The sequence below is a fragment of the Chitinophaga hostae genome (assembly GCF_018224885.1).
Taxonomy (GTDB): Bacteria; Bacteroidota; Bacteroidia; order Chitinophagales; family Chitinophagaceae; genus Chitinophaga; species Chitinophaga hostae.
Map to the genome: position 1 here is coordinate 103,506 of NZ_JAGTXB010000010.1, position 25,529 is coordinate 129,034.

Annotated in this window: 21 protein-coding genes and 1 riboswitch; of the genes, 8 read left to right on the forward strand and 13 right to left on the reverse strand. The window is 46.6% G+C overall.

What is annotated here, in order from left to right; all coding sequences use genetic code 11:
- Positions 1–24: 24 nt before the first annotated feature.
- The gene (locus KE626_RS20225; RefSeq protein ID WP_249207598.1) at positions 25–855 is read right to left on the reverse strand and encodes a phosphatase PAP2 family protein; all 831 of its coding nucleotides are present in this window, start codon (positions 853–855) and stop codon (positions 25–27) included.
- 70 nt (positions 856–925) lie between these two features.
- On the reverse strand, positions 926–1,441 hold the full coding sequence (locus KE626_RS20230) for an FUSC family protein (RefSeq protein WP_211974752.1): 516 nt from the start codon (positions 1,439–1,441) through the stop codon (positions 926–928).
- A 95-nt stretch (positions 1,442–1,536) separates the two neighbouring features.
- Between KE626_RS20230 and KE626_RS20235 the strand changes: the two genes are divergently transcribed.
- The 3 genes from KE626_RS20235 (at position 1,537) to KE626_RS20245 (ending at position 4,559) form a co-directional block, all read left to right on the forward strand.
- Positions 1,537–2,613 carry a PCMD domain-containing protein gene (locus KE626_RS20235; protein WP_211974753.1) on the forward strand — a complete coding sequence of 359 codons (1,077 nt, stop codon included), beginning with the start codon at positions 1,537–1,539 and terminating at the stop codon, positions 2,611–2,613.
- An 80-nt stretch (positions 2,614–2,693) separates the two neighbouring features.
- Complete coding sequence (locus KE626_RS20240; RefSeq protein WP_211974754.1) at positions 2,694–3,770, forward strand: PCMD domain-containing protein; 1,077 nt, start codon at positions 2,694–2,696, stop codon at positions 3,768–3,770.
- A gap of 15 nt (positions 3,771–3,785) precedes the next feature.
- Positions 3,786–4,559 (forward strand): porin family protein, encoded by a 774-nt coding sequence (locus tag KE626_RS20245; protein WP_211974755.1) that lies wholly within the window; start codon positions 3,786–3,788, stop codon positions 4,557–4,559.
- A 103-nt stretch (positions 4,560–4,662) separates the two neighbouring features.
- On the opposite strand, the gene KE626_RS20250 is transcribed toward KE626_RS20245, so the two are convergent.
- Both KE626_RS20250 and KE626_RS20255 read right to left on the reverse strand, forming a co-directional pair.
- A complete protein-coding gene (locus KE626_RS20250) occupies positions 4,663–6,210 on the reverse strand; it encodes a S10 family peptidase (protein ID WP_249207599.1) in 1,548 nt (515 codons plus the stop codon).
- An 82-nt stretch (positions 6,211–6,292) separates the two neighbouring features.
- Entirely contained in the window at positions 6,293–7,084 is a 792-nt protein-coding gene (locus KE626_RS20255; protein WP_211974756.1) for a helix-turn-helix transcriptional regulator, read from the reverse strand.
- Between the two features lie 86 nt (positions 7,085–7,170).
- Between KE626_RS20255 and KE626_RS20260 the strand changes: the two genes are divergently transcribed.
- From KE626_RS20260 to KE626_RS20270, 3 genes are read left to right on the forward strand one after another with little or no spacing between them, the layout of a single operon-like run.
- Positions 7,171–8,475: a TolC family protein gene (locus KE626_RS20260; RefSeq protein WP_211974757.1), complete on the forward strand. Its 1,305-nt coding sequence runs from the start codon at positions 7,171–7,173 to the stop codon at positions 8,473–8,475.
- 33 nt (positions 8,476–8,508) lie between these two features.
- Complete coding sequence (locus tag KE626_RS20265; RefSeq protein ID WP_211974758.1) at positions 8,509–9,582, forward strand: HlyD family secretion protein; 1,074 nt, start codon at positions 8,509–8,511, stop codon at positions 9,580–9,582.
- 2 nt (positions 9,583–9,584) lie between these two features.
- Positions 9,585–11,183, forward strand: a complete 1,599-nt coding sequence (locus KE626_RS20270; RefSeq protein WP_211974759.1) for an MFS transporter — start codon at positions 9,585–9,587, stop codon at positions 11,181–11,183.
- Here the strand turns inward: KE626_RS20270 and KE626_RS20275 are convergent, their stop codons facing one another.
- Together KE626_RS20275 and KE626_RS20280 are read right to left on the reverse strand one after the other, a co-directional pair.
- Positions 11,184–11,921 carry a LytR/AlgR family response regulator transcription factor gene (locus KE626_RS20275; RefSeq protein WP_249207600.1) on the reverse strand — a complete coding sequence of 246 codons (738 nt, stop codon included), beginning with the start codon at positions 11,919–11,921 and terminating at the stop codon, positions 11,184–11,186.
- Positions 11,918–13,072 carry a sensor histidine kinase gene (locus KE626_RS20280; RefSeq protein ID WP_211974760.1) on the reverse strand — a complete coding sequence of 385 codons (1,155 nt, stop codon included), beginning with the start codon at positions 13,070–13,072 and terminating at the stop codon, positions 11,918–11,920. The genes KE626_RS20275 and KE626_RS20280 overlap by 4 nt, the downstream gene beginning before the upstream one ends.
- Positions 13,073–13,349: 277 nt before the next feature.
- Here KE626_RS20280 and KE626_RS20285 point away from each other — a divergent pair, with 277 nt between their 5' ends.
- Positions 13,350–15,626 carry a TonB-dependent receptor domain-containing protein gene (locus KE626_RS20285; RefSeq protein WP_211974761.1) on the forward strand — a complete coding sequence of 759 codons (2,277 nt, stop codon included), beginning with the start codon at positions 13,350–13,352 and terminating at the stop codon, positions 15,624–15,626.
- Between the two features lie 461 nt (positions 15,627–16,087).
- Here the strand turns inward: KE626_RS20285 and KE626_RS20290 are convergent, their stop codons facing one another.
- The 4 genes from KE626_RS20290 to glk all read right to left on the reverse strand — a co-directional run bounded on the left by KE626_RS20290 (position 16,088) and on the right by glk (position 19,571).
- Positions 16,088–16,507, reverse strand: a complete 420-nt coding sequence (locus KE626_RS20290; RefSeq protein ID WP_211974762.1) for a RidA family protein — start codon at positions 16,505–16,507, stop codon at positions 16,088–16,090.
- Between the two features lie 105 nt (positions 16,508–16,612).
- Entirely contained in the window at positions 16,613–17,050 is a 438-nt protein-coding gene (locus tag KE626_RS20295; RefSeq protein ID WP_211974763.1) for a VOC family protein, read from the reverse strand.
- Positions 17,051–17,100: 50 nt separating this feature from the next.
- Positions 17,101–18,387, reverse strand: coding sequence for a voltage-gated chloride channel family protein (locus tag KE626_RS20300; protein ID WP_211974764.1), 1,287 nt, complete (start codon positions 18,385–18,387; stop codon positions 17,101–17,103).
- Between the two features lie 43 nt (positions 18,388–18,430).
- Positions 18,431–18,501, reverse strand: a riboswitch (Fluoride riboswitch).
- A 14-nt stretch (positions 18,502–18,515) separates the two neighbouring features.
- The gene (glk, locus tag KE626_RS20305) at positions 18,516–19,571 is read right to left on the reverse strand and encodes a glucokinase (protein WP_211974765.1); all 1,056 of its coding nucleotides are present in this window, start codon (positions 19,569–19,571) and stop codon (positions 18,516–18,518) included.
- Between the two features lie 168 nt (positions 19,572–19,739).
- Here glk and KE626_RS20310 point away from each other — a divergent pair, with 168 nt between their 5' ends.
- On the forward strand, positions 19,740–21,521 hold the full coding sequence (locus KE626_RS20310) for a glycoside hydrolase family 15 protein (RefSeq protein ID WP_211974766.1): 1,782 nt from the start codon (positions 19,740–19,742) through the stop codon (positions 21,519–21,521).
- 107 nt (positions 21,522–21,628) lie between these two features.
- On the opposite strand, the gene KE626_RS20315 is transcribed toward KE626_RS20310, so the two are convergent.
- From KE626_RS20315 to KE626_RS20325, 3 genes are all read right to left on the reverse strand, one after another.
- Positions 21,629–23,827 carry a bifunctional alpha,alpha-trehalose-phosphate synthase (UDP-forming)/trehalose-phosphatase gene (locus KE626_RS20315; RefSeq protein ID WP_211974767.1) on the reverse strand — a complete coding sequence of 733 codons (2,199 nt, stop codon included), beginning with the start codon at positions 23,825–23,827 and terminating at the stop codon, positions 21,629–21,631.
- A 131-nt stretch (positions 23,828–23,958) separates the two neighbouring features.
- Complete coding sequence (locus KE626_RS20320) at positions 23,959–24,861, reverse strand: EamA family transporter (protein ID WP_211974768.1); 903 nt, start codon at positions 24,859–24,861, stop codon at positions 23,959–23,961.
- Positions 24,858–25,472: a CGNR zinc finger domain-containing protein gene (locus KE626_RS20325; RefSeq protein ID WP_211974769.1), complete on the reverse strand. Its 615-nt coding sequence runs from the start codon at positions 25,470–25,472 to the stop codon at positions 24,858–24,860. Before KE626_RS20325 ends, KE626_RS20320 begins: the two co-directional genes overlap by 4 nt.
- Between the last annotated feature and the right edge of the window lie 57 nt (positions 25,473–25,529).

The following is a 25,529-nucleotide window of genomic DNA, read 5'->3' on the forward strand; positions in this document are numbered from 1 at the left end:
GGTAATTTTATCATGTTAAAATGATCAACGCGGAAAAAAGATAAAACTGAGGCCGGCACTATGGAATTGCGGATTGTAGTAAGGCATAATCACCTTGCTGGCATGGGTGGCATTGTCTTTAAAAAGTTTCCGTTGTATCCATGGATACATCCAGTAAGCGGCTTTAGTACTTAGTATACCTACGCCAGCTCCAGCCACCACATCACTCAGCCAGTGCTTATTATTGTACATTCTCAGCGCTCCCGTGGTGGTAGCCGCGAGATAACCGGCAACACCATACCAGGGCGAAACATCCTTGTATTCCTGGCGCATAAATTCGGCCGCAGCAAATGCGGTAGCTGTATGGCCCGAAGGAAAGGAGAGAAAATCCTGTCCGTTAGGGCGTTCTTCATGGGTCCAGCGTTTTACGCCTTCTACCGTACCTGCGGTGAGAATAGCGGAAATACCCAGTATAATAGTCCGGTCGCGCAAATTGTGTTTGCCATGTATACCGGCAGCATTCAGGATATATACAGCCGCCACCGGCGCATACTGCAGGTAGTTATCGATATGCGTCCGGAATTGCGGATGATCTTCTCTTAATTCAGCCTTGGTAGTGGAGTTCAGGTCCCTCAGCGTTGGATTGTTCAATGCAAATAGGCCATAACCGATCATAGCTGCAGGAACGGCTATGCCTGCCACAGTGGTATGGAATCCAGCCGTACGGTTGCCGGACAACGGATATTTGGGTACAGCGGTGATGGTAGGAACGGAATCTATTACAGAAGGCAGGGAATCAGTATCCTGGGCTGCTACACTAACGGAGCAGGTAAAGGCGCCTAATGCCAGTCCTGCTGAGAATATCATTTTCTTCATGCGTCACTCCTTAATCGGCCAAATGTAGGAGATAATTCTGAAGAAATTCTGAATCGGGCGCATCCCTTGCTCATTCGCCGCCACGGTCAGGCCTGGTAAGGATTATTTCGGCCGTTTGCTTCGTATACCGGTTATGAAAAAGAAAGGTAATGACAAGGCCGAGTAAACAACCTGCCAGCACAGAAATCACCCTGGCCACAGCCGTATCCCATATGTGGGCGCCCGCTTCGTGGGTCATCACGATGATAGTGGCAGCCAGTGCCGTCCGCGTAGCAGCTTCCAGGTTCAACAGATTGCAGATGACCACTGTAATGAACACGGCCGTACACATCATTAAAAGCATATTGGGGTGAATTAATATTAACAGGAACCCTGAAATTCCACCCACCACATTTGCCTTAATACGTGTAACCGCTAACGTTACTGCATCTGATCCGTCCGGCGATAATACCAGCATTACCGAAATCAATACCCAGATAATGTCTTTATAATCGGTGATCCATGACAGCCCCAGCACTAACAGTACGCCAGTCACGCATTTCGCGGCATAGATCAGGAGTCGTTTTATTCGTTGTTTGTCAACCATCTTTCAATGATATATTTGTAAAAATACAAGGAAGGAAATAAAAAATGAACTTTTAACAGAGAAGGGTTGTTCTACATTGTTTAACCAATAACGGCATGAATATAAGGAAACTATGCTACCTGGCCCCACTGATTGTACTGTTACAGGCCTGTATACGGGATGCACCCGTTAATCCGGAAGCAGATATAGAAACATTTAAAATTGACAGGCAATACCTGACAGGCGATATTTTTATTGACCAGGCCAACGCAAAAATTATATTATCGCTTACGCCGGAGGCATTCGACAGTGGCGTGGTGCCACTGATTACCGTATCGGCAGGAGCTAAGGTGACACCCGCGTCGGGCGATTCTTTGAAGTTTGATGGCACAGGTGCCAGGCAATATGTTGTGACATCTGCCAGCGGCGTTAACGAGAAAGCCTATACGATTGTAGTTGCACAGCTGGGTGTATTTCAATGGGATTTTGAATCCTGGCTGCTCAACGGTAAAGACAGGTATCAGTATGTAGTGGAAATAGACAGTACAGCAGCAGACACCAGTATGTTGTGGTCGTCCGGAAACCCGGGCATTGCTTTATCCGGTGTAAAAAAAGATCCGATGGAATACCCCTTACGGGCCACTACGGATGCTTTTCATGGAAAGTATGCCGCTGAACTGGTAACCCGTGCAGGAACGGCTTTATCAAACCTGGTTGGTATAAAACTATTTGCAGGTTCTCTTTTTCTGGGTGTATTCGATTCTGAAAACGCGATGACGGAGCCGTTAAAGGCAACACAATTCGGGCAGCCATACCTGGGAAAGCCTTCCCGTTTTACCGGTTATTATAAATATAAACCGGGAGATAAATACCAGGACAGAGCCGGAAATATTATTGCAAATATGAAAGACAGTTGTTCCCTCTATGCCGTGTTGTATAAAGGAACCACCAGGCTGGATGCTACCAATATTCATACATCAGACAGGATACTGGCCACCGCTGCTATTCCGAACGGAGGCCCGAAAGAGCAATGGACAAAATTTGATGTGCCATTTGTTGACAGGCAGTCATATTCCGGTAACGAAAAAATGATGATGACGATTGTAGCTTCATCGAGTAAAGACGGAGATACTTACAGAGGTGCTATAGGCAGTCGTTTGGTACTGGATAGTATACAGATTGTTCCGCAGTAAAATTTTCCTGATCCACTATGCAGCTGGCCGCTACTTTCATGTTTCGTACCTTTGCAAAGTTTTAACAAACCGAACGGAAAATGAATGTAAGGAAACTATGTTGTATAGCGGCCGCAATAGGTCTGCTACAGTCGTGTATTAAAGATGCTCCACTAAATCCGGAAGCGGATATCGAAGCTTTCACCGTACCACAGCACCAATTGACAGGGGATGTTTTTATTGATCAGACAAAATCCCAGATCCGCCTGTATATCACAGAAGAAGCATTTGAGAAGGGGATTGCACCGGTTATAAAGGTAAGTGCAGGTGGTACTGTATCGCCGGCCTCCGGAGATACACTGAAATTTGACAAGGAAGGTATTAAACAATACATCGTTACTTCAGCGAATGGAAAGAACAGTAAAAAGTATACCGTAGAAGTGATCAACCTGCTGTTGGGTAAACTCGATTTTGAAAGATGGGACACCGTCAGTGCAGATGGCGCTAACTGGAAATATGTGAATCCGCTTGGCGAAGATGGCCGTCAGATATGGGCTTCCGGCAACATCGGGATTGCTATTACCGGTGTAACGGAGATAAACGATTTTCCGCTGCATATCAGTACCAATGCTTACGCGGGGAAATATGCTGCAGAAATGGAAACGCGTCCGGGTAATGAATTGTCGGCCTGGATGGGTATTCACCTGTTTGCCGGGTCGATGTTCCTGGGAAATTTTGTGACCGATTTCCTGCTTGAAAATCCGTTGAAGTGCACGCAGTTCGGGCAGCCTTATAAAGGCGTTCCCAGCGCATTCAGCGGGTATTATAAGTATCAGCCGGGGCCGGTGTTTATCGATAAGGACGCTAAACCCGTGGCAGGCGTAACAGATCGTTGTTCGGTTTACGCGGTAGTGTACAGCGGCACCAGCCGGTTGGACGCTACCAACATCCTTACCTCCGACAGGGTGCTGGCCACGGCAATACTGGCAGATGGCAGTGCAAAGGCCGACTGGACCCATTTTGAGGTGCCATTCAAGATGGTGAATGGTAAAACGGTAGCGCCGGGCACGCCGGTGATGCTGGCCATTATCGCCTCTTCCAGCGCAGAAGGAGATCACTACAGGGGAGCAGTAGGAAGTAAGCTGCTCCTGGATAATTTAGAAATTGTACACGAATAAAAGATGATATCTGAAATGATGAACATAAAAATACCTGCACTGATGCTGGGGATGGTAATGGTTGCTGCCACCTTATTTGCACAGGATAACGGAAATGAACAAACGAAAAATGAGGCATTTAAACCTGTGCTGGAGCATCGTATCCTGGCAGGATTTAATTTCGGTGCTACTGCGCCGGTAGGCTTCCCCAACACCATTCGCAAAATAGAAGGTTTCTGGCCGGAATTCTGCCCGTCGCTGGGTTATGAGCTGTCGTACCGCGCTACCCATAAATGGGGCGCCGCAATAGCCGTAAAACTTGATTATAAGGGAATGGGCACTAAAGATGTGGTGCAGTATTTTCCCACTATTATTACGACCAGTGATGGCGGCCGTTTCCAGGGAGATTTTTCAGGAGAAAACAAAACAACGGTGCGTAACGCCTATGTGTCTTTCCCGCTTAGCGCTGTATTTACGCCCAATAGCAGATGGCGCTTCAACCTGGGTGGTTATGTTGCCTGGTTATTCAGTTCTAACTTCTATGGTACGGTTTCCAATGGTTATATCCGTAACGGTGGCCCCAAAGGAGAGAAAGTAAACATCTCCGAAGCGACATTTGATTTCGGTAAGGAAATGCGGACTTTCGATGTGGGCTTACAGGGGGGCGCCGCTTACCGCGTTGGCAAAAAGCTTAGCATCAACGGCAACCTGAACTGGGGACTGCGCCCCGTATTCCCTGATGACTTTAAAGGAATGGATTTTCCGTTGTATAATATATATCTGACGCTTGGAGTTGCGTACAGGATTTAAACAGCTTTTAGCCATTAGCTTTTAGCTTTTAGTAAATGCAGCAAAAATAAAATCGTCTTCGCTGCATTTACTAAAAGCTAAAAGCTAATGGCTAAAAGCTGTCTCAGTATTTCGCGGGCTGTCCCGCCTTAGGCAGTGAGGCATTGATAAATGCCCGTATATCATTGTTACCTGTAGCCAGGTCATCTTTCCGCAGGTACATCATATGACCGCTCCGGTAACCATGCCAGGAGAGGCGGTCTTTCAACCGTCCGCCGGGATCCATTTGCCACATACTGTATTTTGCATTAAAGTAGTCGCAGGCGCCGTCGTAGTAACCCGACTGTATCATTACATGCAGGTACGGATTGGCAGCCATGGCCTCCCGCAGATTTTCGCCGGTATTATCACCGTTGCTGTCCCATGGATGTACCGGGCCAAACATCAGGTATTTAAGATCGGTACGGAATTTTAGTTCCTCCCTGAGGTAAATATTGATAGCCGGTGTAAAGGCATGCAGCCAGGAAGTCAGTTCTGCATTGTAATCAGGGCCATTGCCGGCGTCTTCTCTGTCCATACCGCGGTAACGGGAATCGAGCCGGCCTACTGTGAACCCTTTATCCCTGAGTAATTCTTTCCAGAAAAAGTTAGGTGGTACGTTCAGGTTATGCTGAAGGATTACTTTCTCCGAGAGCCCCGAATAGCGGGCCATCTTTGCAGCGATGGTTTTCCGCGTTTGCTCCTGCAGGAATCCGCCCTGGCTGATAGCGGGTATCAGCTCGTGAATGGTAAAGTCTTCCACTTCCGGTAATATGGCTGTGAGGTCTTTCTGCTGCAGGTCGGCCGCCAATGCTTTATGATACCAGGCGGTGGCCGCAAAGTAGGGCAGGCGCAAAGCCGCGTCCACGGGCCCGTTCCGGGAGATGCCCAGTTCGGTGGGGGAGACCAGTATCACCCCATTAAGGTACATCCATTGCGCATTTTGTAACTCCAGCGCCAGGCCTGATACCCGGGTGGTACCATAACTTTCTCCTATCAGGTATTTGGGAGAAGCCCACCTGTTTTGTCTTGACACAAAAGTATTGATCCATTCGGCCAGGTACCGGATATCTGCATTTACCCCAAAGAATTTTTCGCGGGGTGCATCTTTCCCGGTTACCCTGGAAAAACCGGTATTGGCGGGATCGATATAAATGATGTCGGCAATATCAAGAATGGATTCCGGGTTTTCGTGTATGCCATAAGGTTGTACGGGATAGCCTTCATCGTCTATATTCAGGAGCCGTGGACCGGTGTAGGCAATCTGCATCCAAACAGAAGGAGTACCCGGGCCCCCATTAAAGGAAATGACCAGGGGGCGGGAGGCACGGTCTTTTACATCAGTTCTTTCGTAATAGGTGTAAAACAACCCGGCCAGCACTTTACCATCCTGGTCCCATACCGGTTGTGTGCCCGCAATGGCTTTATAAGGTATCTTCTGACCCTTTACAGTAACGTCGTGATAACTGATGACGGTAGTATCCGGATTAAGGCTGATAGAGCCATGCTGCGGGGCATCTTCTTTTGCCGGTGTAACCGGTTTGTTGTTTTTCGGTTGCGCCTGTACGGTGTGCAGCCCTGTAATGCCTGCCAGCAGCAGCAGCAGCAGGAGTGGTTTTCTCATTAAGTTCATGAAGCAGATCTTGATTGACTTTAAAGATTAGGTAAAAGCCCGATAAATTCAAGGACTTTTGGATGAGTGGTCCCGCATATACCTATGGCTGAAAATCACTGGGTCTTCTCCCCACCAGCTTATAGAATGTATTGCTGAATGCGGATACGCTGTTATACCCGGTATCCCAGGCAATTTCGTTGATGGTTTTCTCCGTTTCCAGCAGGTATCCCATGGCTTTAATCATCCTGGCCAGTTTCAGGTATTGGAAGAAAGAAATATCCATGGTGGAACGGAACAGGCGGGTCAGGGTACGTTCGCTGTAGTTGAATGCATGTCCTACGTTCTCGAGGGTAAGCGGCTCTCCCAGGTTTTCCTGGATATATTTTAAAACAGGCTGTAAGCGAGGATTTTCAGTGGTGGGCAGTGTAATGGGTAACGGTACCGAACTGATTTCCGGAAGCATGTATTTAATGGCTTTAATAAATATAAAGCGTTTATCATCCGGCAATATATCTCCATCCCAGGACGCGGTGTGCAGGATCATTTCCAGCAACAGGTTACTTACCGGGTAAATACCGGTTTTGGTGTAAAAAGACTCCTGTTGGTCTTCCGGCTCACTAAAAAAATAGATCGTGCGCACATAGTTGGCAGGATAGCGGTGTTGGAAATAATGTTCTACTCCCGCCGGCACCCACATATAATGCCGCGCCGGCAGGAAGTAGGTTTTATCTTTTGTGTATAAAAAGGCAGCACCGCCTTCAACATAGGTGAGCTGTCCCTTATTATGCTTATGGTAGGAAAAATGATGCTCCGTTTTCCAATGCCATACATATGCAGATTCGGGTCTGGCATCTACATCTTCCAGTTTGAGTTGCGGATCAATATCTTTCATTTGGCCGGATCTAACAATTTAATGGCAATTTATAGAAAATATATTAACTGATAGGGTCGGAACTTTGCATCTTCATCACAATAAATATGTTTACAATTATTAATAAGTGGCTGGCCGGAGCGGTGCTTATCACACTATTCAGCGCAGGAACGGCCATTTGCCAGGACCCCGGCAAGAATACCCTAACGTTAACGGATGTATGGAAAAAAGCAGCTGCTTACAACCGGCAGCTGCAAATGCAGTATCTCCGCGTTCAGCGCATGGAAGAGCGGACTAAAGCCGCGAAAGACGAACGCCTGCCTGAAGTAAAGGCAAACGGCGTATATGCCCGTGTTTCCAACCTGGCTATTTACGAAGATGGTCTCCTTCATTCGCCAACCCAGTACCCCGTGGTACACGGCTATTACCAGTTTGGTGCAGATGCTTACCTAAACGTTTATAACGGGGGGAAAACAACCCGCGAAATAGCGGTCAGACAAACAGAAGCCGCACTCGCAAAAGAACAGCAAAATCTTTCTGTTACAGAGATCCGCTATAAAGCCGCAGGCCTGTATCTCGACGTATACCGTGGACGGACATACGAAAAAGTAATGCTGCAGGATATCAGGGAAAGAGAAAAAGAGCTGGAGCAGATTCGGCAACTGAACCAAAATGGGGTAGTGCTGAAAAGTGACCTGCTCCGGGCGGAATTAAAACTGTCGAAGCAAAAGATGACATTACTGGAAATAAGGAACGGCATCGCCATCGCCAATCAACGGCTTAACATCATGATTGGTCAACCCGACAGCACCGACAACCAGCTGTCGATCGATACCCTTATTGTGCAGAAATCACCTGCACGCACCTACGAAGATTACCTGGCAGACGCCTATGAACACTCCTTTGCATTTAAGATTTCTGAAAAAGAAACAGCGCTGAGCGAATTGAAACTCAAAGATGTAAAGAGCAATGTGCTTCCCAAAGTAGGATTGTATGCCGGGTACGCCTATACGTACCCGCAGATACTTTTTTATCCGTATGCCATTGCCCTCTATGGCCTGGGGCAGGTAGGCGTAAAGGCAGGTGTACCCATCTCCGCATTTTATCAGAATAAACATAAAAAGCAGGAAGCAAAAATAAACCTGGAGCGACAGGAAATAGAACATGCAGACACAAAAGACCAGGTGCGCCAGGAAGTAAAAGCTGCCTATCTGCGCTATACAGAAGCGGTCACACGGATCAATGTGGCGAATGATAATATTATACAGGCCAGGGAAAATTTCAGGATTGTCAATAACACCTATTTCAATCAGCTGTCATTATTAACAGATTTGCTGGATGCAGAAACACAACTGCTGCAATCCCGCTTTGATCTGACCACCGCAGCGGTAACAGCGCAATTACAATACTAGCAATTATTGAAAGCAACAGGCAACCTTTAATATATGAACAAGACGAATACCAACACCAATACTAACCGGACAGACAGGATTATTTCACGCATCACTACTATCATCGCGGCTGTTGTGGTGGTATGCCTGGCCATCTGGGGAATAAGAACGTTGCTGCATCAATGGCAGTTTGAAGAAACAAATGACGCGCAGGTAGATGAATATATTAATCCCGTAGTAGCCAAAGTAACCGGTTATATTGAAGATATCCGGTATGAAGAAAATCAGGAAGTAAAAAAAGGTGATACGCTGGTAATCATTGACAACAGCGAATATGCTGCACAACAACAGGAAGCGGAAGCTTCCCTGTTAAATGCAAAAGCACAGGTAGCCATATTGGAAAGTAATGTATCTACTACCGCGCAATCTTCTAAAGTATACCAATCGCAGATCGCTGCTGCAAAAGCAAAACTCACCCACCAGGAACAGGAATATGACCGGTATAAGAAATTGTATGATGTGGAATCGGCCACCAGGCAACAGCTGGAAAGGGTAGAGGCTGCGCTGGCGGTAGCCCGTTCCGATTATAATGCCGCACTGGATGCCTACCAGGTATCGCTGGCAAAGATCAGCGACGCCAAAGTGCAACAGCATGCATTAGATGCAGAAATCAAGCGCAGAGCGGCCGTAGTGACTAAAAATGATCTCAACGTTTCCTATACCATCATTACAGCTCCCTATAACGGCAAAATGGGCCGCCGAACCATTCAGCCAAAACAATTGGTGCAGGCCGGACAAGTGCTGGCTTATATAGTAGATTGGGAAGCCGGGAAATGGGTAGTGGCGAATTTTAAAGAAACACAGATCCGTCATATGACGGTAGGGGAAACCGCACTGATGGTAGTAGATGCTTTCCCCGGGAAAAAACTCACGGGAAAAATAGCATCTTTATCAGGCGCCACCGGCAGCCGTTTTTCATTGTTGCCCCCCGATAATGCCACCGGTAATTTTGTAAAAATAGCACAGCGTATCCCGGTACGTATCCGCCTGGATGGAACGCCGGAAGAATTAAAATTGCTGTCGGCCGGGATGAATGTGAATGTGTCTGTTGCTAAAGAACGTAATTAATCATGGCGCAAGGTAAACAGATATTCCGCTCCTGGGTGCCCGAGTGGCTGATCCGGTTAACGATCCTGCTCGTATTATTTCCCACTGTGATGCTATTTGCATTGTCAACCGCCAACGTAAATGCCGCTACCGGATTCTATGGTGCAGAGCCGCAGGACATACAATTCTCGATGTTGGTGTATTACGCATCCCTGGTAGCCTTCACGCCATTAGAGAAGCGTTTCTTTAGCAGGATCGCAACAAAAGAATACTTTTTAATATGCCTGGTATTGCAGGTATTGGTTACTTTCTGGTGTTACCATACCCGGGAAATCCCCATCCTGTTTATCTGCCGCTTTTTGGAGGGCATATTAAACTGCGGTGTGACAAGCATTTGCTTAACACTGTTATTCAGCAGGCTGAAATCTGAGCATGCCCGCGAAGTCGGATATGCTATTTTTTATGGCATGATCCTTTGTTCCGGATCATTAACCTCCCTGGTAACTGCTCCTTTGGTAGATGATTACGAATACAATGCTTTATATAAAATGATCATCTACGCATTTGTACCAGGGGCAGTATTGCTGCTGTTGCTGATGAACAAGGTACACCTGGTGCGGCGGATGCCGCTCTACCAGCTGGACTGGACCAGCTTTTTCCTGTATGCTCCTATGCTGATAATGCTGGGCTATGTGATGATCTATGGACAACAGTATTATTGGTTGGAGGATCCGCGTATTGTATGGAGTATGGTTGGCGCAGTCGTGCTCGCACTTGCTTTTGTAGTAAGACAGCTGTACCGGAAGCGTCCCTTTATTAATATGGAAGTATTTCGCTCAAGGGCTTTCCTGTTTGGTATTCTTTTGTTGGGCGGACTATATCTTATCAGGGGATCATTTAATGTAACCACAAATTATTTTTCTACCGTTTTAGGAATGGATCCCTTGCATACCTATGAGCTGCTCAGTTATAACCTGGTGGGGATTGTAATTGGTACGATCATTTCGGCCAGGCTGGTGATCAGGAAACGCCCGCTGCAATTTATCTGGCTGGCGGGGTTCCTTGGTTTATTAGTGTTTCATTGTTCCATGTACTTCCTGTTTGCTTCTGAGGCAAACCAGACGGCATTTATACTACCATTGATGATACAGGGATGGGGCGCAGGGATGTTGCTGACACCCGTTGTATTGTTTATTATCTCTTCAGTGCCCGAGAGCGTCAGTGTATCAGCATCTACAGCAGGGGTATTTATCCGCTATACATTTTTCGGCATGAGTACCGCCCTGATCAATTATTTCTCGCTTTACTTTACTAAAACGCACGCCATGCGGATGAGTGATGGCATTTCCCGGGTAGACAATGGACTGCAGGAGCGGTTGCAGACTTACCAGGCAGCCTTGCAGTTGCGCGGATTAATGGCCGACCAGGCAGCGAAACTTGCGCCTGGCCTACTGGAGAAAGCGGTGCAAAAACAGGCTTTTCTAAAATATGCCATGGACTATTATGAACTGGTGGTGATACTGATATTAGTGTTGATGCTGTTGATTGTGATGACACCGTATATTATCAATCGTACAGTGATAAACGTGAAGGCAAAACAGCCGGCAGCAGCAACGGTATAGTCAGGAGAATTTGATCTTATCCCAGAGCTTATTCCTGACCACCTGTTCTATCACCTGTTGGTGATAGTTCCTGCTGATGGGGATCCGGTGGGACTGAATAAAGATTTCATTGCCTTCAATACCTTCTATTTTATTGATAGAAACAATGTAAGATTTATGTACCCGGATAAAAGCCGTTTGATCTAAATTCTGCTCCAGGTGCTTGAGATAAAGCAGGGTGACATATTTCCCTTTTTCCGTGTAGATGGTGATATAATTCTGCATGGCTTCCACATACAGGATATCATCAAAGCGGATTTTTTCATACTTACTGCCGGATTTTATAAAGAAGTAATCAGCATCTTTTTCGGCTTTGGGCGCGTCAGTGGAAGGTTTATTGAGCAACTGATGATAGTCCTTCGCTTTATTGGCCGACTTGAAAAAGCGGTCAAAAGTAATCGGTTTTAGTAAATAGTCGAGCACATTCAGTTGAAAACCTTCCAACGCATAAGTAGGGAATGCCGTGGTGATAATCACCATCGGTGGTTTCTGCACAATTTTCAGGAAATCGATACCATTCATTTTGGGCATCTGTATGTCGAGAAATACCAGGTCTACCGGGCGTTTGTCCAATAGCTTCATCAATTCAACAGGGTTTTCACAAGTCGCAGTAAGGTGCAGAAAGTCAATCTCCCTTACATAGTTAGCGATTCCTTCACGGGCCAGGGGCTCATCATCAATAATGACACAGTTTATCATAATGAAACTTGTTTGTAATTAAATGTCAGGTCGGGTATTACACTGCTGGCGGGGACCATTGAAAGATACAGTTGCAGCTTTACACCAAAGCTGTCATACTCCTGTTGTATGTTGAGTTCATACTGCCCCGGATAGATTAAATCCAATCTGCGTTGCACATTTTTCAAACCGATACCACCATAATGCATTACGTTCTCGGATGCCTCCGAAGCAGCACTATTGGAAATGTTGAAAATCAGCTGTTGCTGATCCAGCGCCATTTCTATATGAATCCAGTTAGCCGCATTGTTGTGTTTCGAAACATGTTTAAAAGCATTTTCCACAAAGGTCATCAGGATGAAAGGTGCAATCAGCAAGTGTTCCATATGTAGTTGATCCATTTGAACATATACGTTCACATTATCATTTTGCCTTAATTTCTCCAGCTCAATAAAGTTTTCGAGGTAGGTGATTTCATTCCTTAAGGGTATCTGTTTGTCGTTGCATTCGTATAGCTGGTACCGCAGCAGATCAGAGAATTTGGCCAGTGAAGCGGAGGCCATATCCGGGTTTTTATGGATCAGGAAAAAGATGGAGTTGATGGCATTAAAAAGAAAATGAGGATTGAACTGGTGCTTTAGATAGTTCAATTCAGTTTCCAGCTTCTCCTTTTCCAGCAGTTGCTGCCGCCGCTGCGTTTGCAGCCAGTTTTTTGTTAGTTTGATGCTCATGGTCAGCGTAACAATAGCCAATGTAGAGGGGAGGGCTGACCCGAAAAACTGGTAGATACAGCTCTGGGCACTGGTACCATAAAGTGCTTCCATTGTTTTGCCGGCAACGGCAGCGCTAAGGTAGTATCCTGGAATAATGAGACAGGTGGCGCACAGGATGGTTATCATCAAATAGCCGATATAAGTGGTCAGCCGCCCTTTTTCCAGGTGTTTTGGAATCAGCACGTATAAGTTAAAGTAGACGGCGGCCGCCTGGAAAATAACATAGAAAAGAAATTTGATGGTAAAGGGAGAAAAAAACATAGCACTGGCGGCCTTCACAGGATTGCCCAGGGCCACTGTCCACCAGAGATAGTTATATAGTATCCAGAAAGGAATGTGGTGAAGTTTATACTTAAATACCCACTGATAGGCTGATTGGCCATATGATGAAGTACTCATTTTCTATAATTGATGATTTACCCAATAGTATTGGGTGGGAACGGGTTATTTGAAGATACAAAAAAACGCAGGATATATAAAGCAGGACTATATGAGTGCCGGTAAATAATTGATGAAATGCGCCAGGCGGTATACCAGGTGATAAATACTTGCAGTATCCTGCCAGGATCACCGTTTATTGCGGTGTTTGCGTAGTTGGTCAACTATTTTCAACAGGTGGTCATTCTCTTTTTTTTCGCGCTGCGGGCAACTGTTTCTTTGTTGGAAACACCCGAAAATGAATACCCGTATATTTTATCTATTGCTGATTGTTCTCTCTCATTCCGCCGCAGCCCAGGTAGCCGGAAGGCGGGTGCCGGACAGCTCAAAAAAACAGGGCTATGACACGGCAGTATTAAAGGAGGGAACCACCCAATTGGGAGTAGTAACGGTAAAGGCGGTGAAACCGCTGGTCCGTCAACAGGCCAACGGTGTTGTAGTGAATGTAGCAGCAAGCCTGCTCTCAAAAGGCAGTACAGTATTGGCTATATTAGAGCGGTCGCCTGGTGTAGTAATCGACTACCGGAACAACAGCATAACATTGAACGGAAAAAGTGGTATAGCCGTTATGCTGAATGGAAAGCTCATACGGCTGCCATTGGAACAGGTAGTAACCCTGCTGACGGGAATGAGTGGTACCAACGTAGAAAAAATTGAATTGCTGACAACACCTGGCGCCAATTACGATGCAGAAGGAAGCGCGGGTATCATTAACATTGTTTTAAAGCAAAACAGGCAGCGGGGTACAAATGGCACGCTTTCGCTGACAGGCGGTTACGGAAAAGGTGAGAAAGCGACCGGCAGTATTCACCTGGCCCGGAATACCACTGGTAGCCAGTTATACGGTGCTTATACTTATTCACGTAACCGTACCTATAGTGATATGTTTATCGATAGTGATCAGAACATGCCCGTGTTCGGAGGTGTAATGAATGTATTGGTATGGGACACCACCAGGGTACTACAGAATAGTCATGATATTAATGTAGGCGCAGACTTCAATATTACTCCTAAACTTACAGTCGGTGGCAACCTCACATTTAATAGCAGCAACACAGCATCCAACGTTATCAACCGTAGCACTTATAACGTATTACCGGATTCGTTACTGTTATTTGATGGTGTTGTGAGAGGAAAGAATCGCTGGAATAACCTGGCATCAGCCATCTATCTCGAAAAAAAGTTAAAGGAAAATGAGAAGATCAGTGCCGATATAGAATACTTGCTTTTCAAAAATAGCAATCCCTCTATAGTGCAGAGTATATTTCTGAATAAGCATGGTGCGCCTGCAGGCGCTAACGATAGTCTTTTCTCTCCGCAACAACAAGGGTATGCCAATACTTCCATACAGGTGGGTGTAGTTAAAATAGATTACACACGACAGTTAAACAGCCATATAAAACTGGAGACTGGCGTAAAAGGTACTTACACCTATAGCCGGAGTTCTTCAAGGATAGAAAGCCTGGTCAATGGCGAATGGATCAGCAGGAAAGAAACGGTACAGGACGTTGCGATGAAAGAAGCGATTGGTGCGGTTTACGGCATCATCACCACACAGTTAACACCATCGGCCAGTATGGTGTTGGGAGTACGTTATGAGTACGCCAATAGTCGCATGCGTAATCCTGAAACAGGTGCGGTTACTGTAAATCGCACGCAGGGCGTGTTCTTTCCCAATATTGCTTTCACAAAAAAGCTGGATGAACAGCAAGAGCTGCAATTATCATACACGAAAAGGATCAGCAGGCCGGCGTACAATGATCTGGCGTCTTATGTAACGTATAGCGATCCGTCAGCGGTATACTCCGGCAACCCTTTGCTGCGGCCTACGATTAACAGCACTGTTAAATTGGGATATAACTACGGGGGGTACTCGTTGGCCGTTCTGCTTAGCCGGGAGAATCATCCCATTGCGAGATACCAACTTACACAACGGGCGGCAGCAAACTTACTGTATGTTTCTCCCCAGAACCTGGTTTATCAGAACAGTATCACGCTGCAGGCCTATGCTCCCTGGAAGCTGAATGACTGGTGGAGTATGAATGCTGGATTCACAGGAGGATTGAAGCAGTTTAAACTTGACTATACCAAAGCCACACTTAGCAAAACCTATTTTGCATACAGCCTGAACGCCAGCGAATTGTTTGAGTTACCAGCCAATTTTGCGTTCGAGCTTTCTGGGTGGTACAATTCCATGTCTTATAATGGCACTATAAAAGTAGCCGGATTTGGGGCACTAAATGCCGGCATCAAAAAAACATTAATGAAGGACTGGGGGAGCTTGCAGTTGTCGTGGACGGATATACTTAGAACGGTTCAAATTAACACTTATTACGGCACGCTGACAGAAGAAGCATTTTCGATACGAAACCATGTGTCAATTCATACAGAGTCCGGGGCGTCGTCTTTGTTGAAGCTTACTTACAGCCGGTCATTCGGCGCAGCGGGCATTAAAAGTCAGCCTAAAAGAAATGCAGCGGCAGGCGATGAGGGAAACCGGGTACGACGGGATTAACAGCTTTTTTTAGGGAGATGAAGAATGCATATGTGATGTTGTAAGGCAACTTATTCCAGGCGCCGGCTGGATAGCGTCAACCTAATAGGACCTGGGTATAAGATTTATGCTTTTTAAAACGATGCTATTCTATTTAACATAATATAAATTATAGGAAAAGTTCAAAGTTGTTTGGTGCAGTCTCAAAGTTCATAGCCATTATGGTGCGATTTCATATTTTAAAAGCTTTCTAGGCTCCAAACTGTTGACAATGAACACGCTGTGGTTGGCGCGAATCGAACCATCCCTGCCCAACGCCCGGGATATTCTATTCTCAGCGCCTTTATAAAACGTAAAAAGTCCGCTTGAAACCGAGGTGAAAATTCACGCTCATTTCAAACGGACTATTGTTGTAAAATGTGGTTGCTTTATGTGCGGCGGCGATAAAATCTCAGCCAATACTGATCATCAACCGGTGGCTCCTATGATCGTTTAACCGCCAGCATTTCAATTTCGATCAGCATACCATCGAGGGCTAATCGCGGAACCGGAATCAACGTATTTACCGGGAACTTTTTATCGGGCCAGATAAGTGAGGTTTCCTCGCCAAGTACTTTCAGCTTTTCTTCGCTGTGATCAACTACCAGGGTCGTTTGTTTTACCACATCCTTAAAGGTTAATCCCTGGGATGTCAGCGCGGTACCCAGGTTACTGAAAGCCTGCTTCACCTGCGCCCGGAAATCATTTACCAGGTGACCATCAGCGGTTTCGCCGCCTTGTCCGGATATGTATACCAACGTGTTTCCAGCCGGCACCAGCACCATATGAGAATATGCATTGGGCGTTGGGTCGTAAAGTCCGGCCGGGTTGATGAACTGTGGAGCGTTTGTTTCGTTTTCCATGCTTTTGAATTTTATCCTGCAAAATAACAGGAAATATCCCTGCAGAAACCCACACAGAATGCCTTGACTTTCAGCATAACAGTTTCTTTTTTTACAAAACGTCGCTTACCAATGCGGTTCAATAAATTCGATCACTTCACCATCTAATCCATACACCAATGAATTGCGGACAGTAAGCGGTGGTTCACCCAAAATCAATACTGATGGCGGCACACAGCTGGTAGCGCCCAATGCAAGCGCGTCATGATACGCCGTGGTCGCGTCTTTTACAGTAAAACAAAAATGCAGCAAGGCGCCCGCCACCGGGGTTTCCTCCGCAGCAGCGCGACGGCCTTGCGTAGCCACGTTGGCGCCCTTGTCAAATATTTCTATGTAAGAATTTGTCCCGGGAATCCCCAGCAGTGCCGCGTATTCAATATTAAATTCCGGTAAGGTCCAGCTATGGAAAAGCGTAAGTCCCAATGCTTCGTAAAAGCGGATCGTCGCTTTGTAGTCCTTCGCCTGTATAGCGATGTGATGAACACCTGTGATGTGATTTGCCATGCACCAAAGGTAAAAGCACCCCGGGAGAATAACCTGTACTAACAAAATTGTTAGCGCAACTTCCTTACTTCCAGTCGCTGAGCGCTGTAAATCCCGGCGTGACCGCTGAAATAGTAAGCTGTAAAACAAGCTACGGCAAAGTACAACACATGATTGGTCCCAAATAATTCCACACCCATTAAGGTACAGGCAATCGGTGTATTGGTGGCGCCGGCAAAAACGGCGATAAATCCTAATCCTGCAAAGAGATCCACCGGTGCGCCCAACCAGAGGGCCAGGGTATGGCCAAGGGTAGCGCCTATAAAAAAAAGTGGGGTGACCTCTCCCCCTTTGAAACCCATTCCAAGTGTGATAGCCGTGAAAACCAGCTTCCAGAGCCAACTCCAGTCGTTTACACTGCTATTGGCATCAAATGCCGCCAGTATACTGATCCCGTCAGACGATTTACTGCTCACCCCCAGACCCAGGTAGTCCGTTGTTCCAGCGATATAACTTAATATAATAATGACCACGCCACCGGCCACAGGAATGAGCCAGGGTATTTTAATATAAGCGTTGGCGTTATGCTTAATATTATGCATCAGGGTCGCAAACAAAAAACTGCTCAATCCAAAGGCAACGCCACAAACAATTACTTTTCCCAGCAACCAGAGGTCCAGGTGAATAAAGGGGATCTCTTTTATGAACGATTGGCTGATATACGTGATGCTGTAATGCGTGTGATGAATTCCCCAGGCGCTGCAAACAATGTCGGCAAAAACGGAGGCAATTAAACAAGGTATCAAGGCGTCGTAACGCATTACGCCAATGGCCAGCACCTCCAGTGCAAATACAGCACCTGTTAACGGGGTGCCGAATACGGCTCCGAAACCTGCGGCGATCCCGGTCATCAGTAATATTCGTATATCCTCCGGCGATAGCCCCATTTTCTTCCCGATCAAGCCTGCCATACTTCCGCCAATCTGCACTGCAGTGCCTTCCCGTCCGGCGGAGCCGCCAAACAAATGGGTAATAATGGTGGTAAGTAATACCAGCGGCGCCATACGCGCGGGTACGCCGCCTCCGGGCTGATGGATCTCTTCCATGACCAGGTTGTTGCCTCTATCGGCTTGTTTGCCTCCGAGGCGATACAACCAATAAATCAATATGCCCGCCAGCGGCAACCCGAATAATAGCCATTCATGCTGCCAGCGCAGTTGCGTAACTACTTCCAGCAGCCAGAGAAATAAGGCCACCAGGGAGCCCACCACAACAGCTACCGGCGTTACCAATACCGTCCATCGCAGCAGTTGATAAGCTACTGTCAATTGTTCCAGCGAAAATTTTGTTTTATTCATATCCTACAAATAGCAGCGTTAAATGGTATAGCATACCATTCTAATATTTGTAGGCGCCATCAGACAGCTCCAGGCTGACGGTTGGGTCAGGAAGACACCATTTCCTGTTTTATCTCACAAAAATAACTTTAATCCTGTAATAATCCAGCATAATATGCTGCGCCCCATAAAGCCGACTTATCATTGTTCACAATATGAATAGGTACGCTGGCCAGCAACTCTGCCATACGATCACCCTGCATATAGTGATGATAAAATTCTCCGGTTTCCAGCAGGGCTGCAATCTTCGGCGGAATCCCACCACCCAGGAATAAGCCTCCCGTGGCCTTCATTTTTAATACGAGGTTACATGATTCACGCGCCAGGTAACGAACAAACAACTCCATTGTTTTCACACAGATGGGGATTCTTCCTGCCATCGCCGCCTTGCTGACTTCTGCAGATGGATCCCCGGCATTCATTGCCGCCCGCAGCTCTGCGGGTTCTTCCATTCCTTTTATATCTCTTAAAAACTGAAAAATATCATACACACCCGGTCCGCTCACAACCCTTTCCCAGCTTACCACATCATATTTTTCCTGCAGGTACCGCAACAATAAAATATCCAGGTCTGTTCTCGGCGCAAAATCTGTATGTCCGCCCTCTGTAGGAAACGGATGATGATAACTGCCATCCCAGTACAACCCGGCCATCCCCAATCCTGTACCGGGTGCAATGATCGCTATGTTACCGGTATGTTCAGCTGCGCCACGATGCAGTGTGGTAAGCTGATGAGGCGCTAAGGTTGTTAAGCCATAGGCGGTGGCCTCCAGGTCGTTGATGAGCGCTACGGCATTGATGCCTGTACTCTGCTTGATTTCATCCTCACTCAGTTCCCTCGATAAATTAGTCAGCTCCACTTTTCCCCTGACTACCGGTCCTGCTACGCCAATGCATATACGCTGTGGTGGCGTATCCCTGCATTCATTGATAAAATGCTTGATGATCTCAGAGAAATTAGGATAATCACGGGAAGCATATTTCTGTTCCCGGATCAGGTCCAACGTGCCGTCGACCGCACTAAAAAGCGCCAGGTTGGTTTTGGTACCTCCAAGGTCCCCGGCCAGCAAATATGTTTTAGCCGCTCCATCAGAAGCCGGCGTAATAAACTGTGGAAGATAGTGCTGCTTTCTTAATGTTTGCATCGTTGTGGAACTTTATACTTAAAAATAAGGGATTCCGCCAATACCCGGAACGATATGTTTTGTTAATAAACGGAAGATAGAAATACCTGCCGACATTATTGGAACAGCTTTTGTTCCGGATGAACAATTTTGGGTGAAAAATGTAGTTCAAAAACAAAATAAGGCCTCATGGAAAGACATACCTATCAGACAGGAATTATTGGCAACTGTGCTTTTCTGGCGCATATCAACAGGGATACAAATGTAAATTGGCTTTGCTGGCCCCGCATGGACAGCTCCTTTGTTTTTGGCGGACTATTGGATAAAAAGAAAGGCGGCGAGTTTTCCATCCTCCCGGAAGCACATTATGAGTCCCATCAGTACTACCTGGAGAATACCAATGTGCTTTGTACCGAGATCACCACTACAGAAGGCAGCTACCGCATCACCGATTTTGCGCCACGCTTCCTCCAATTCGAACGCTTCTTTAAGCCGCTGATGCTGATCCGCAAAATTGAGCCTATAGAGGGATCGCCCCGCATCCGGGTAAAATGTGAACCAGTATGCGACTATGGCGCCGAAAAACTGCGGCGGCTGCGCGGAAGCAGCCATATTGAATTTGGCGGCTGTGATGAAAATATCCGTCTCACCACCAACATCGCGGTCAGTTATCTTTTCGATAACGAGTACTTTGTTTTAAATGATACGCGCTACCTGATCCTTACTTACGGACATCCGCTGGAAGCACCGCTGGTAAGCACCGGAGAACGGTTTCTCCGGGAAACCATTACCTATTGGAGAACCTGGATCAAGCACTCTTCCATCGCCAACTACTTTCAGCCTTATGTTATACGCGCTGCGTTAACGCTGAAAATACACCAATATGAAGATACCGGCGCTATCATTGCGGCCAGTACCACCAGTTTGCCGGAGTTCCCGGAAAGTGGCCGTAATTGGGACTATCGCTACTGCTGGATGCGTGACACCTATTACGTAATCACTGCATTAAACCATATCGGGCATTTTGAAGAAATGGAACGCTACTTTGGCTATATAACAGATATCTCTTTCTCAGGCGATTTCCGTTATCAGCCGCTGTACGGGATTACAGGGCAAAAAACGCTGTCTGAAACAATACTTCCCCACCTGGATGGATATTTGGATAACAAACCCGTGCGTATCGGGAACCAGGCCTACGAACACATCCAGAACGATATTTACGGACAGGTACTGATATCTATGCTGCCCTTGTATACAGACCACCGGTTTATTTTTTCTGAAAGAAAAGATTCCGACCGGTGGATAGAGCTGTTGCTGAAGAAAATAGAAAAAACGATCGATGAAAAAGACGCCGGCATCTGGGAGTTCAGGAATATGGCTAACATCCACTGCTATACGAATCTGTTCCAGTGGGCCGGGTGTGCCGCAGCCGAAAAAATGGCGAAAACAATCGGTAATGAAACCCTGCTTAAAAAGGCGCTGGAGTTGAAGGACCGGGCCGCTGCCCACATCGAAAGCTGCTACGACCCGGTTAGAAAAGTGTATACCAATGCCGCCGGCAGTCAGCATCTCGATGCCAGCACCCTGCAGCTGATTATGATGAATTACCTGGATCCGGCCTCCGAACGTGCCCGCGATCATCTTGCAGCACTGGAAAAGGAACTAAAAACTCCCGAGGGACTCTTTTACCGCTACCGCCACTCCGACGATTTTGGTAAACCCAAAACTACGTTTCTCGTATGTGCATTCTGGTATGTGGAAGCCCTCGCCTGCGTTGGCCGGCTGGACGATGCCCAGCGCGAATTCGGTAAATTACTGCAATACTCCAATCACCTCCTGCTCTTCAGCGAAGATGTAGAATCGGAGAACGGCAGCCAATGGGGTAATTTCCCACAGGCGTATAGCCATGTGGGTTTGATGAACGCCGCGTACCGGATAGCGATGAAACTCGATGTACCGATATTTCTCTAGCTTTTAGCCATTAGCTTTTAGCTTTTAGCAAAATGCAGCAAAGATTATTATTTGTAGGTCTTCGCTGCATTTTGCTAAAAGCTAAAAGCTAATGGCTAAAAGCTGGTTCATTGTCCAGCTCTTTCTCCTTCCCTGCTGCGCAGTGTTCTCAGCAGATGTCTTACTTCATGATAACTTCTTAAGTAATATTGTGCCGCCGACACCTGGCTGCCAACTTTAATAGTGATGGCTTTGGGCGGGAGCGCTTTAAAGATGTCTTCATCCGTTACATCATCTCCCATAGCCATTATAAAATCATATTTCTTATGATTCAGCCAGCTGATTGCAGCCTTGCCTTTATTGATCTCTATATTCTTTACTTCAATTACCTTATCTCCGGGTAACACCTGTAGCCCTTTTTCCACAGTATAATAACGCAGGGTATTCATCAGTTCATTGGCGCGTAACTCACCCAGCCCGGATTCCACTTTACGGTAATGCCATACCAGCGAAAAACTTTTCTCCTCTATAAAGGAGCCTGGTGTACGGTCAGTGGCAAGTTCCATGATAGGCAGTAATTCCTGTTTCCATTTGTCGGTTAAACCCGGCAACTGGTACCATTCCCCTTCTTTCGTTTTTTGCCATGCTCCATGTTCAGCGATAAGATCCAGTTTCAGATGCCCAAACCATTCGCCCAATGTTTCATGGTTTCTGCCGCTGATCATCACCAGGTCGTTGCCCGGGATGCTGGCCAGCTCCCGGAGCAGCTGATACAGGTCGGGATCCGGCGAAGCCATATCTATATTAGGTTGGAAGCCCACCAACGTACCATCATAGTCGAGAAAGATGATGCGTCTTTTTGTGTTGAAATATTGTTGTCTTATTAAAACAGCGGTTTCCTGGTTTACCCGGCGGGCCAGCATATTTTGCTGCATCTCATTCACTTCCTGTAGTCGCGTCATAAACAGTTTTACCCAGTGATTGATATTGAATTTAGCAACCACCGTCCGCATTTGTTTCATCCTGCGTTGTTGTTCGTCCAGCGGCATGTTCAGCGCATCAACAATAGCACGGGTAATAGCGCCGATATTGTTCGGGTTCACGATGATGGCATCTATTAATTCTTTAGAAGCTCCCGCCATTTCACTCAAAATCAATACGCCATCATTATTATTCCGGCTCGCCACATATTCCTTGCTAACGAGATTCATGCCGTCGCGCATCGGCGTTACCAAACAGATATCCGCAAAATTATACAGGGCAGATAAGGTTTCCAACGGGAAGGAACGATAGAAATACTGTATAGGATGCCATGCCAGCGTACGGAAACGGGCATTGATGTTGCCAACATATTTATCAATTTCATCCCGTAACTCTTTGTACTGCGACACGGTATCACGGGAAGGCACCACAATCATATATAGCACCACCTTACCAATATATTCGGGATGCAGTTGTAACAACAGCTCAAAGGCTTCCAGTCTTTGCAGGATACCTTTGCTGTAATCCAACCGGTCAATGGAAAGTATTAGCCTGTCCTGGTGGAAATTTTCCTTCAGGTGCTGCATCTGCTGCAATACCTCCGGATCACTTCCCATTTCTGCATACTTATTAAAATCAATTCCCATCGGGAAAGTCTCCACCACAACGGCTCTGTCGTTATAAGACACAATGTTGGCCGATGTATTTACCGGCAACAGGCGACTGGCGGCGTTGAGAAAATGACGGGTATCATCAAAGGTGTGAAAACCCATCAGGTCGGCGCCTAACATGCCCTCCAATATTTCGGTACGCCAGGGAACCAGGCGGAATAATTCGTACGACGGAAAAGGAATATGCTGGAAGAAACCGATGGAGATCTCCGGCATTTCTGCACGGATCATTCCGGGAAGTAACAACAGCTGGTAGTCATGTATCCAGATAATATCTCCGGGCTCGGCTACCTTCATAATAATATCCCGGAATTTTTTATTTACCTGGTAGTAATAGTCCCAGTGTTCCTGTTCATAGTGGGCATAAACGGCCATATAGTGGAAAACTGGCCACAATGTTTCATTCGAAAAGCCCTCATAAAAGTTGTTGATTTCGTCCTGAGACAGGTAAACCGGCATCAGGTTCATTTTACGCAACTGTTTTGTTACTCTCTCCTGTTCCTTTGAATCGGTGATTTCCTGTCCCGGCCAGCCTATCCAGATATTATTTCCTTCCCTGTAGATCGATCCCAACCCCGTAGCCAGCCCACCTTCGCTGGGCTGTAGGGTATATTCGCCGCTTGCTTCTGAAATCTTTACCGGTAGCCTGTTCGATACAATAATGGTCTTTCGCATAGTCAATTTATATAATCTATTATCTAATTACTTTCAGTTCGGGATAGCACCAAGTCAACAAAAAATGCACCCAAATAAGCAGATCCTACATATATAAATGAATATAATACCGATAGCATGACGATCGTCTATTAGCTTTTCCGGCCTAAGGTCATCATCACCACCCCACTGATGACGATAGCTGCAGATATGCCTACCATCCCAGTAATAGCTTCGTGGCCGATAGCCCAGCCAAGGAATAAAGCTACAATAGGATTTACATAAGCATAGGTGGCAGTAAGACCCGGAGGGGCATTCTTCGATAGCCAGCTATAAGAGGTATATCCAACCAACGAACCAATGAGTACCAGGTAAACATAGGCCTGCCAGCCTTCCATGGGCATCATGGGCAAAGTGTACAGGGCGCCGGGTTCAAAAATGAGACTTACAAAAAATGAAAATACGCCGCCGGCCAGCATTTGTATAGCGGTACTGGTAATCTGTGTGGGCATAGGCAACCGCTGTACAAACAGGGTTCCGGCGGCCCAGCAAATATTACCGAATACCACCACCGCTACCGGCCACAAAGGAAAAGTGTGCGCCTCATGATGGGCAAAGGGATTAAACAAAAGAAAGAGTCCTGCGAAGCCTATCACAATCCCGATCAGTGTGAGCACAGATGGACGTTGTTTGCTGAAAAACGCCCAGTCCATTCCCATAATCCAGGCAGGCATAGCGGCCACCATCAATGCTACCAGACCCGAAGGCATATGGTGTACGGCCAGTGCAACCGTGGTATTGCCGATGCCGATCAACGCCACACCAACGAAACAGGCGGATAAAAACCGGGACCTGGTGGGCCAGGTTTTTTCGCGCAAACACCCGATGATTAACAATAAGCTGCCTGCGAGCAGAAAACGCAGCGACGACAGGAAAAATGGCGGCACTACCTTCGTGGCAATTTTCATTCCCAGGTAGGTAGATCCCCAGATAATATATACCGCCAGCAAACAAAGGATCATTTTGGAAGATAGGCGGCCTGGCTGACTGTTCATGGCTTCTTTCTTTTAGTACGTTGATAGTTACGGGTTACTTTGTCTACATCGCCGCAGGTGCTCATGCTGCACCATTTGCGGGAACCGTTCCGGCTCTTATCCATGAAAATCCAGCCACAGGCGGGGCATTCTTTTATCTGTGCGGGGCTGGCAGAGGTATACAGTTCTGCGGCCGATTTGACCAGCCACCAGTATACTTGTTCCAACGCCGGGGCATTAAAATGCAGTTTCCCTGTGCCTGCCTGCCAGGCCATTTCTATGTTGGCATAGGCTTCCCCAATGTAGCTGTTAAACTGAACCAGGTCGGTCGCCACCGGATTCTTCCCTGACATGAAGGCTGCAAATAACCGGTGCAATAACTCTCTCAATACAATGCTTTTTTCAAAAACAATCGCTGCTTTTTGCGGATAATCTTTTGCCAACCGTTCCAGGGTATGGATAATTTTGGGAGATAAAGCACCTGTATGAGCATACCATTGCAGCAACTCTTTGAAGTTGTTCAAGTAATCGCAGGTGCTTATTTTTTTACGATTATCGATAGTGTTAATGAAATCAAGACATAAAACACCGCCATCTAACCGGAGGGTGGCAATTGATTTTGGAGCAGACATATCATGCTATTTTAGCCTTATATGACAAAGGTAAATCTTATTATTAACCAGCAAAAC

What these genes read in the sequence shown, in the direction of transcription:
- KE626_RS20225 (WP_249207598.1), bottom strand. Translation starts at nt 855, where the DNA reads ATGAAGAAAATGATATTCTCAGCAGGACTGGCATTAGGCGCCTTTACC.
- KE626_RS20230 (WP_211974752.1), bottom strand. Translation starts at nt 1,441, where the DNA reads ATGGTTGACAAACAACGAATAAAACGACTCCTGATCTATGCCGCGAAA.
- KE626_RS20235 (WP_211974753.1), top strand. Translation starts at nt 1,537, where the DNA reads ATGAATATAAGGAAACTATGCTACCTGGCCCCACTGATTGTACTGTTA.
- KE626_RS20240 (WP_211974754.1), top strand. Translation starts at nt 2,694, where the DNA reads ATGAATGTAAGGAAACTATGTTGTATAGCGGCCGCAATAGGTCTGCTA.
- KE626_RS20245 (WP_211974755.1), top strand. Translation starts at nt 3,786, where the DNA reads ATGATGAACATAAAAATACCTGCACTGATGCTGGGGATGGTAATGGTT.
- KE626_RS20250 (WP_249207599.1), bottom strand. Translation starts at nt 6,210, where the DNA reads ATGAACTTAATGAGAAAACCACTCCTGCTGCTGCTGCTGCTGGCAGGC.
- KE626_RS20255 (WP_211974756.1), bottom strand. Translation starts at nt 7,084, where the DNA reads ATGAAAGATATTGATCCGCAACTCAAACTGGAAGATGTAGATGCCAGA.
- KE626_RS20260 (WP_211974757.1), top strand. Translation starts at nt 7,171, where the DNA reads ATGTTTACAATTATTAATAAGTGGCTGGCCGGAGCGGTGCTTATCACA.
- KE626_RS20265 (WP_211974758.1), top strand. Translation starts at nt 8,509, where the DNA reads ATGAACAAGACGAATACCAACACCAATACTAACCGGACAGACAGGATT.
- KE626_RS20270 (WP_211974759.1), top strand. Translation starts at nt 9,585, where the DNA reads ATGGCGCAAGGTAAACAGATATTCCGCTCCTGGGTGCCCGAGTGGCTG.
- KE626_RS20275 (WP_249207600.1), bottom strand. Translation starts at nt 11,921, where the DNA reads ATGATAAACTGTGTCATTATTGATGATGAGCCCCTGGCCCGTGAAGGA.
- KE626_RS20280 (WP_211974760.1), bottom strand. Translation starts at nt 13,072, where the DNA reads ATGAGTACTTCATCATATGGCCAATCAGCCTATCAGTGGGTATTTAAG.
- KE626_RS20285 (WP_211974761.1), top strand. Translation starts at nt 13,350, where the DNA reads ATGAATACCCGTATATTTTATCTATTGCTGATTGTTCTCTCTCATTCC.
- KE626_RS20290 (WP_211974762.1), bottom strand. Translation starts at nt 16,507, where the DNA reads ATGGAAAACGAAACAAACGCTCCACAGTTCATCAACCCGGCCGGACTT.
- KE626_RS20295 (WP_211974763.1), bottom strand. Translation starts at nt 17,050, where the DNA reads ATGGCAAATCACATCACAGGTGTTCATCACATCGCTATACAGGCGAAG.
- KE626_RS20300 (WP_211974764.1), bottom strand. Translation starts at nt 18,387, where the DNA reads ATGAATAAAACAAAATTTTCGCTGGAACAATTGACAGTAGCTTATCAA.
- glk (WP_211974765.1), bottom strand. Translation starts at nt 19,571, where the DNA reads ATGCAAACATTAAGAAAGCAGCACTATCTTCCACAGTTTATTACGCCG.
- KE626_RS20310 (WP_211974766.1), top strand. Translation starts at nt 19,740, where the DNA reads ATGGAAAGACATACCTATCAGACAGGAATTATTGGCAACTGTGCTTTT.
- KE626_RS20315 (WP_211974767.1), bottom strand. Translation starts at nt 23,827, where the DNA reads ATGCGAAAGACCATTATTGTATCGAACAGGCTACCGGTAAAGATTTCA.
- KE626_RS20320 (WP_211974768.1), bottom strand. Translation starts at nt 24,861, where the DNA reads ATGAACAGTCAGCCAGGCCGCCTATCTTCCAAAATGATCCTTTGTTTG.
- KE626_RS20325 (WP_211974769.1), bottom strand. Translation starts at nt 25,472, where the DNA reads ATGTCTGCTCCAAAATCAATTGCCACCCTCCGGTTAGATGGCGGTGTT.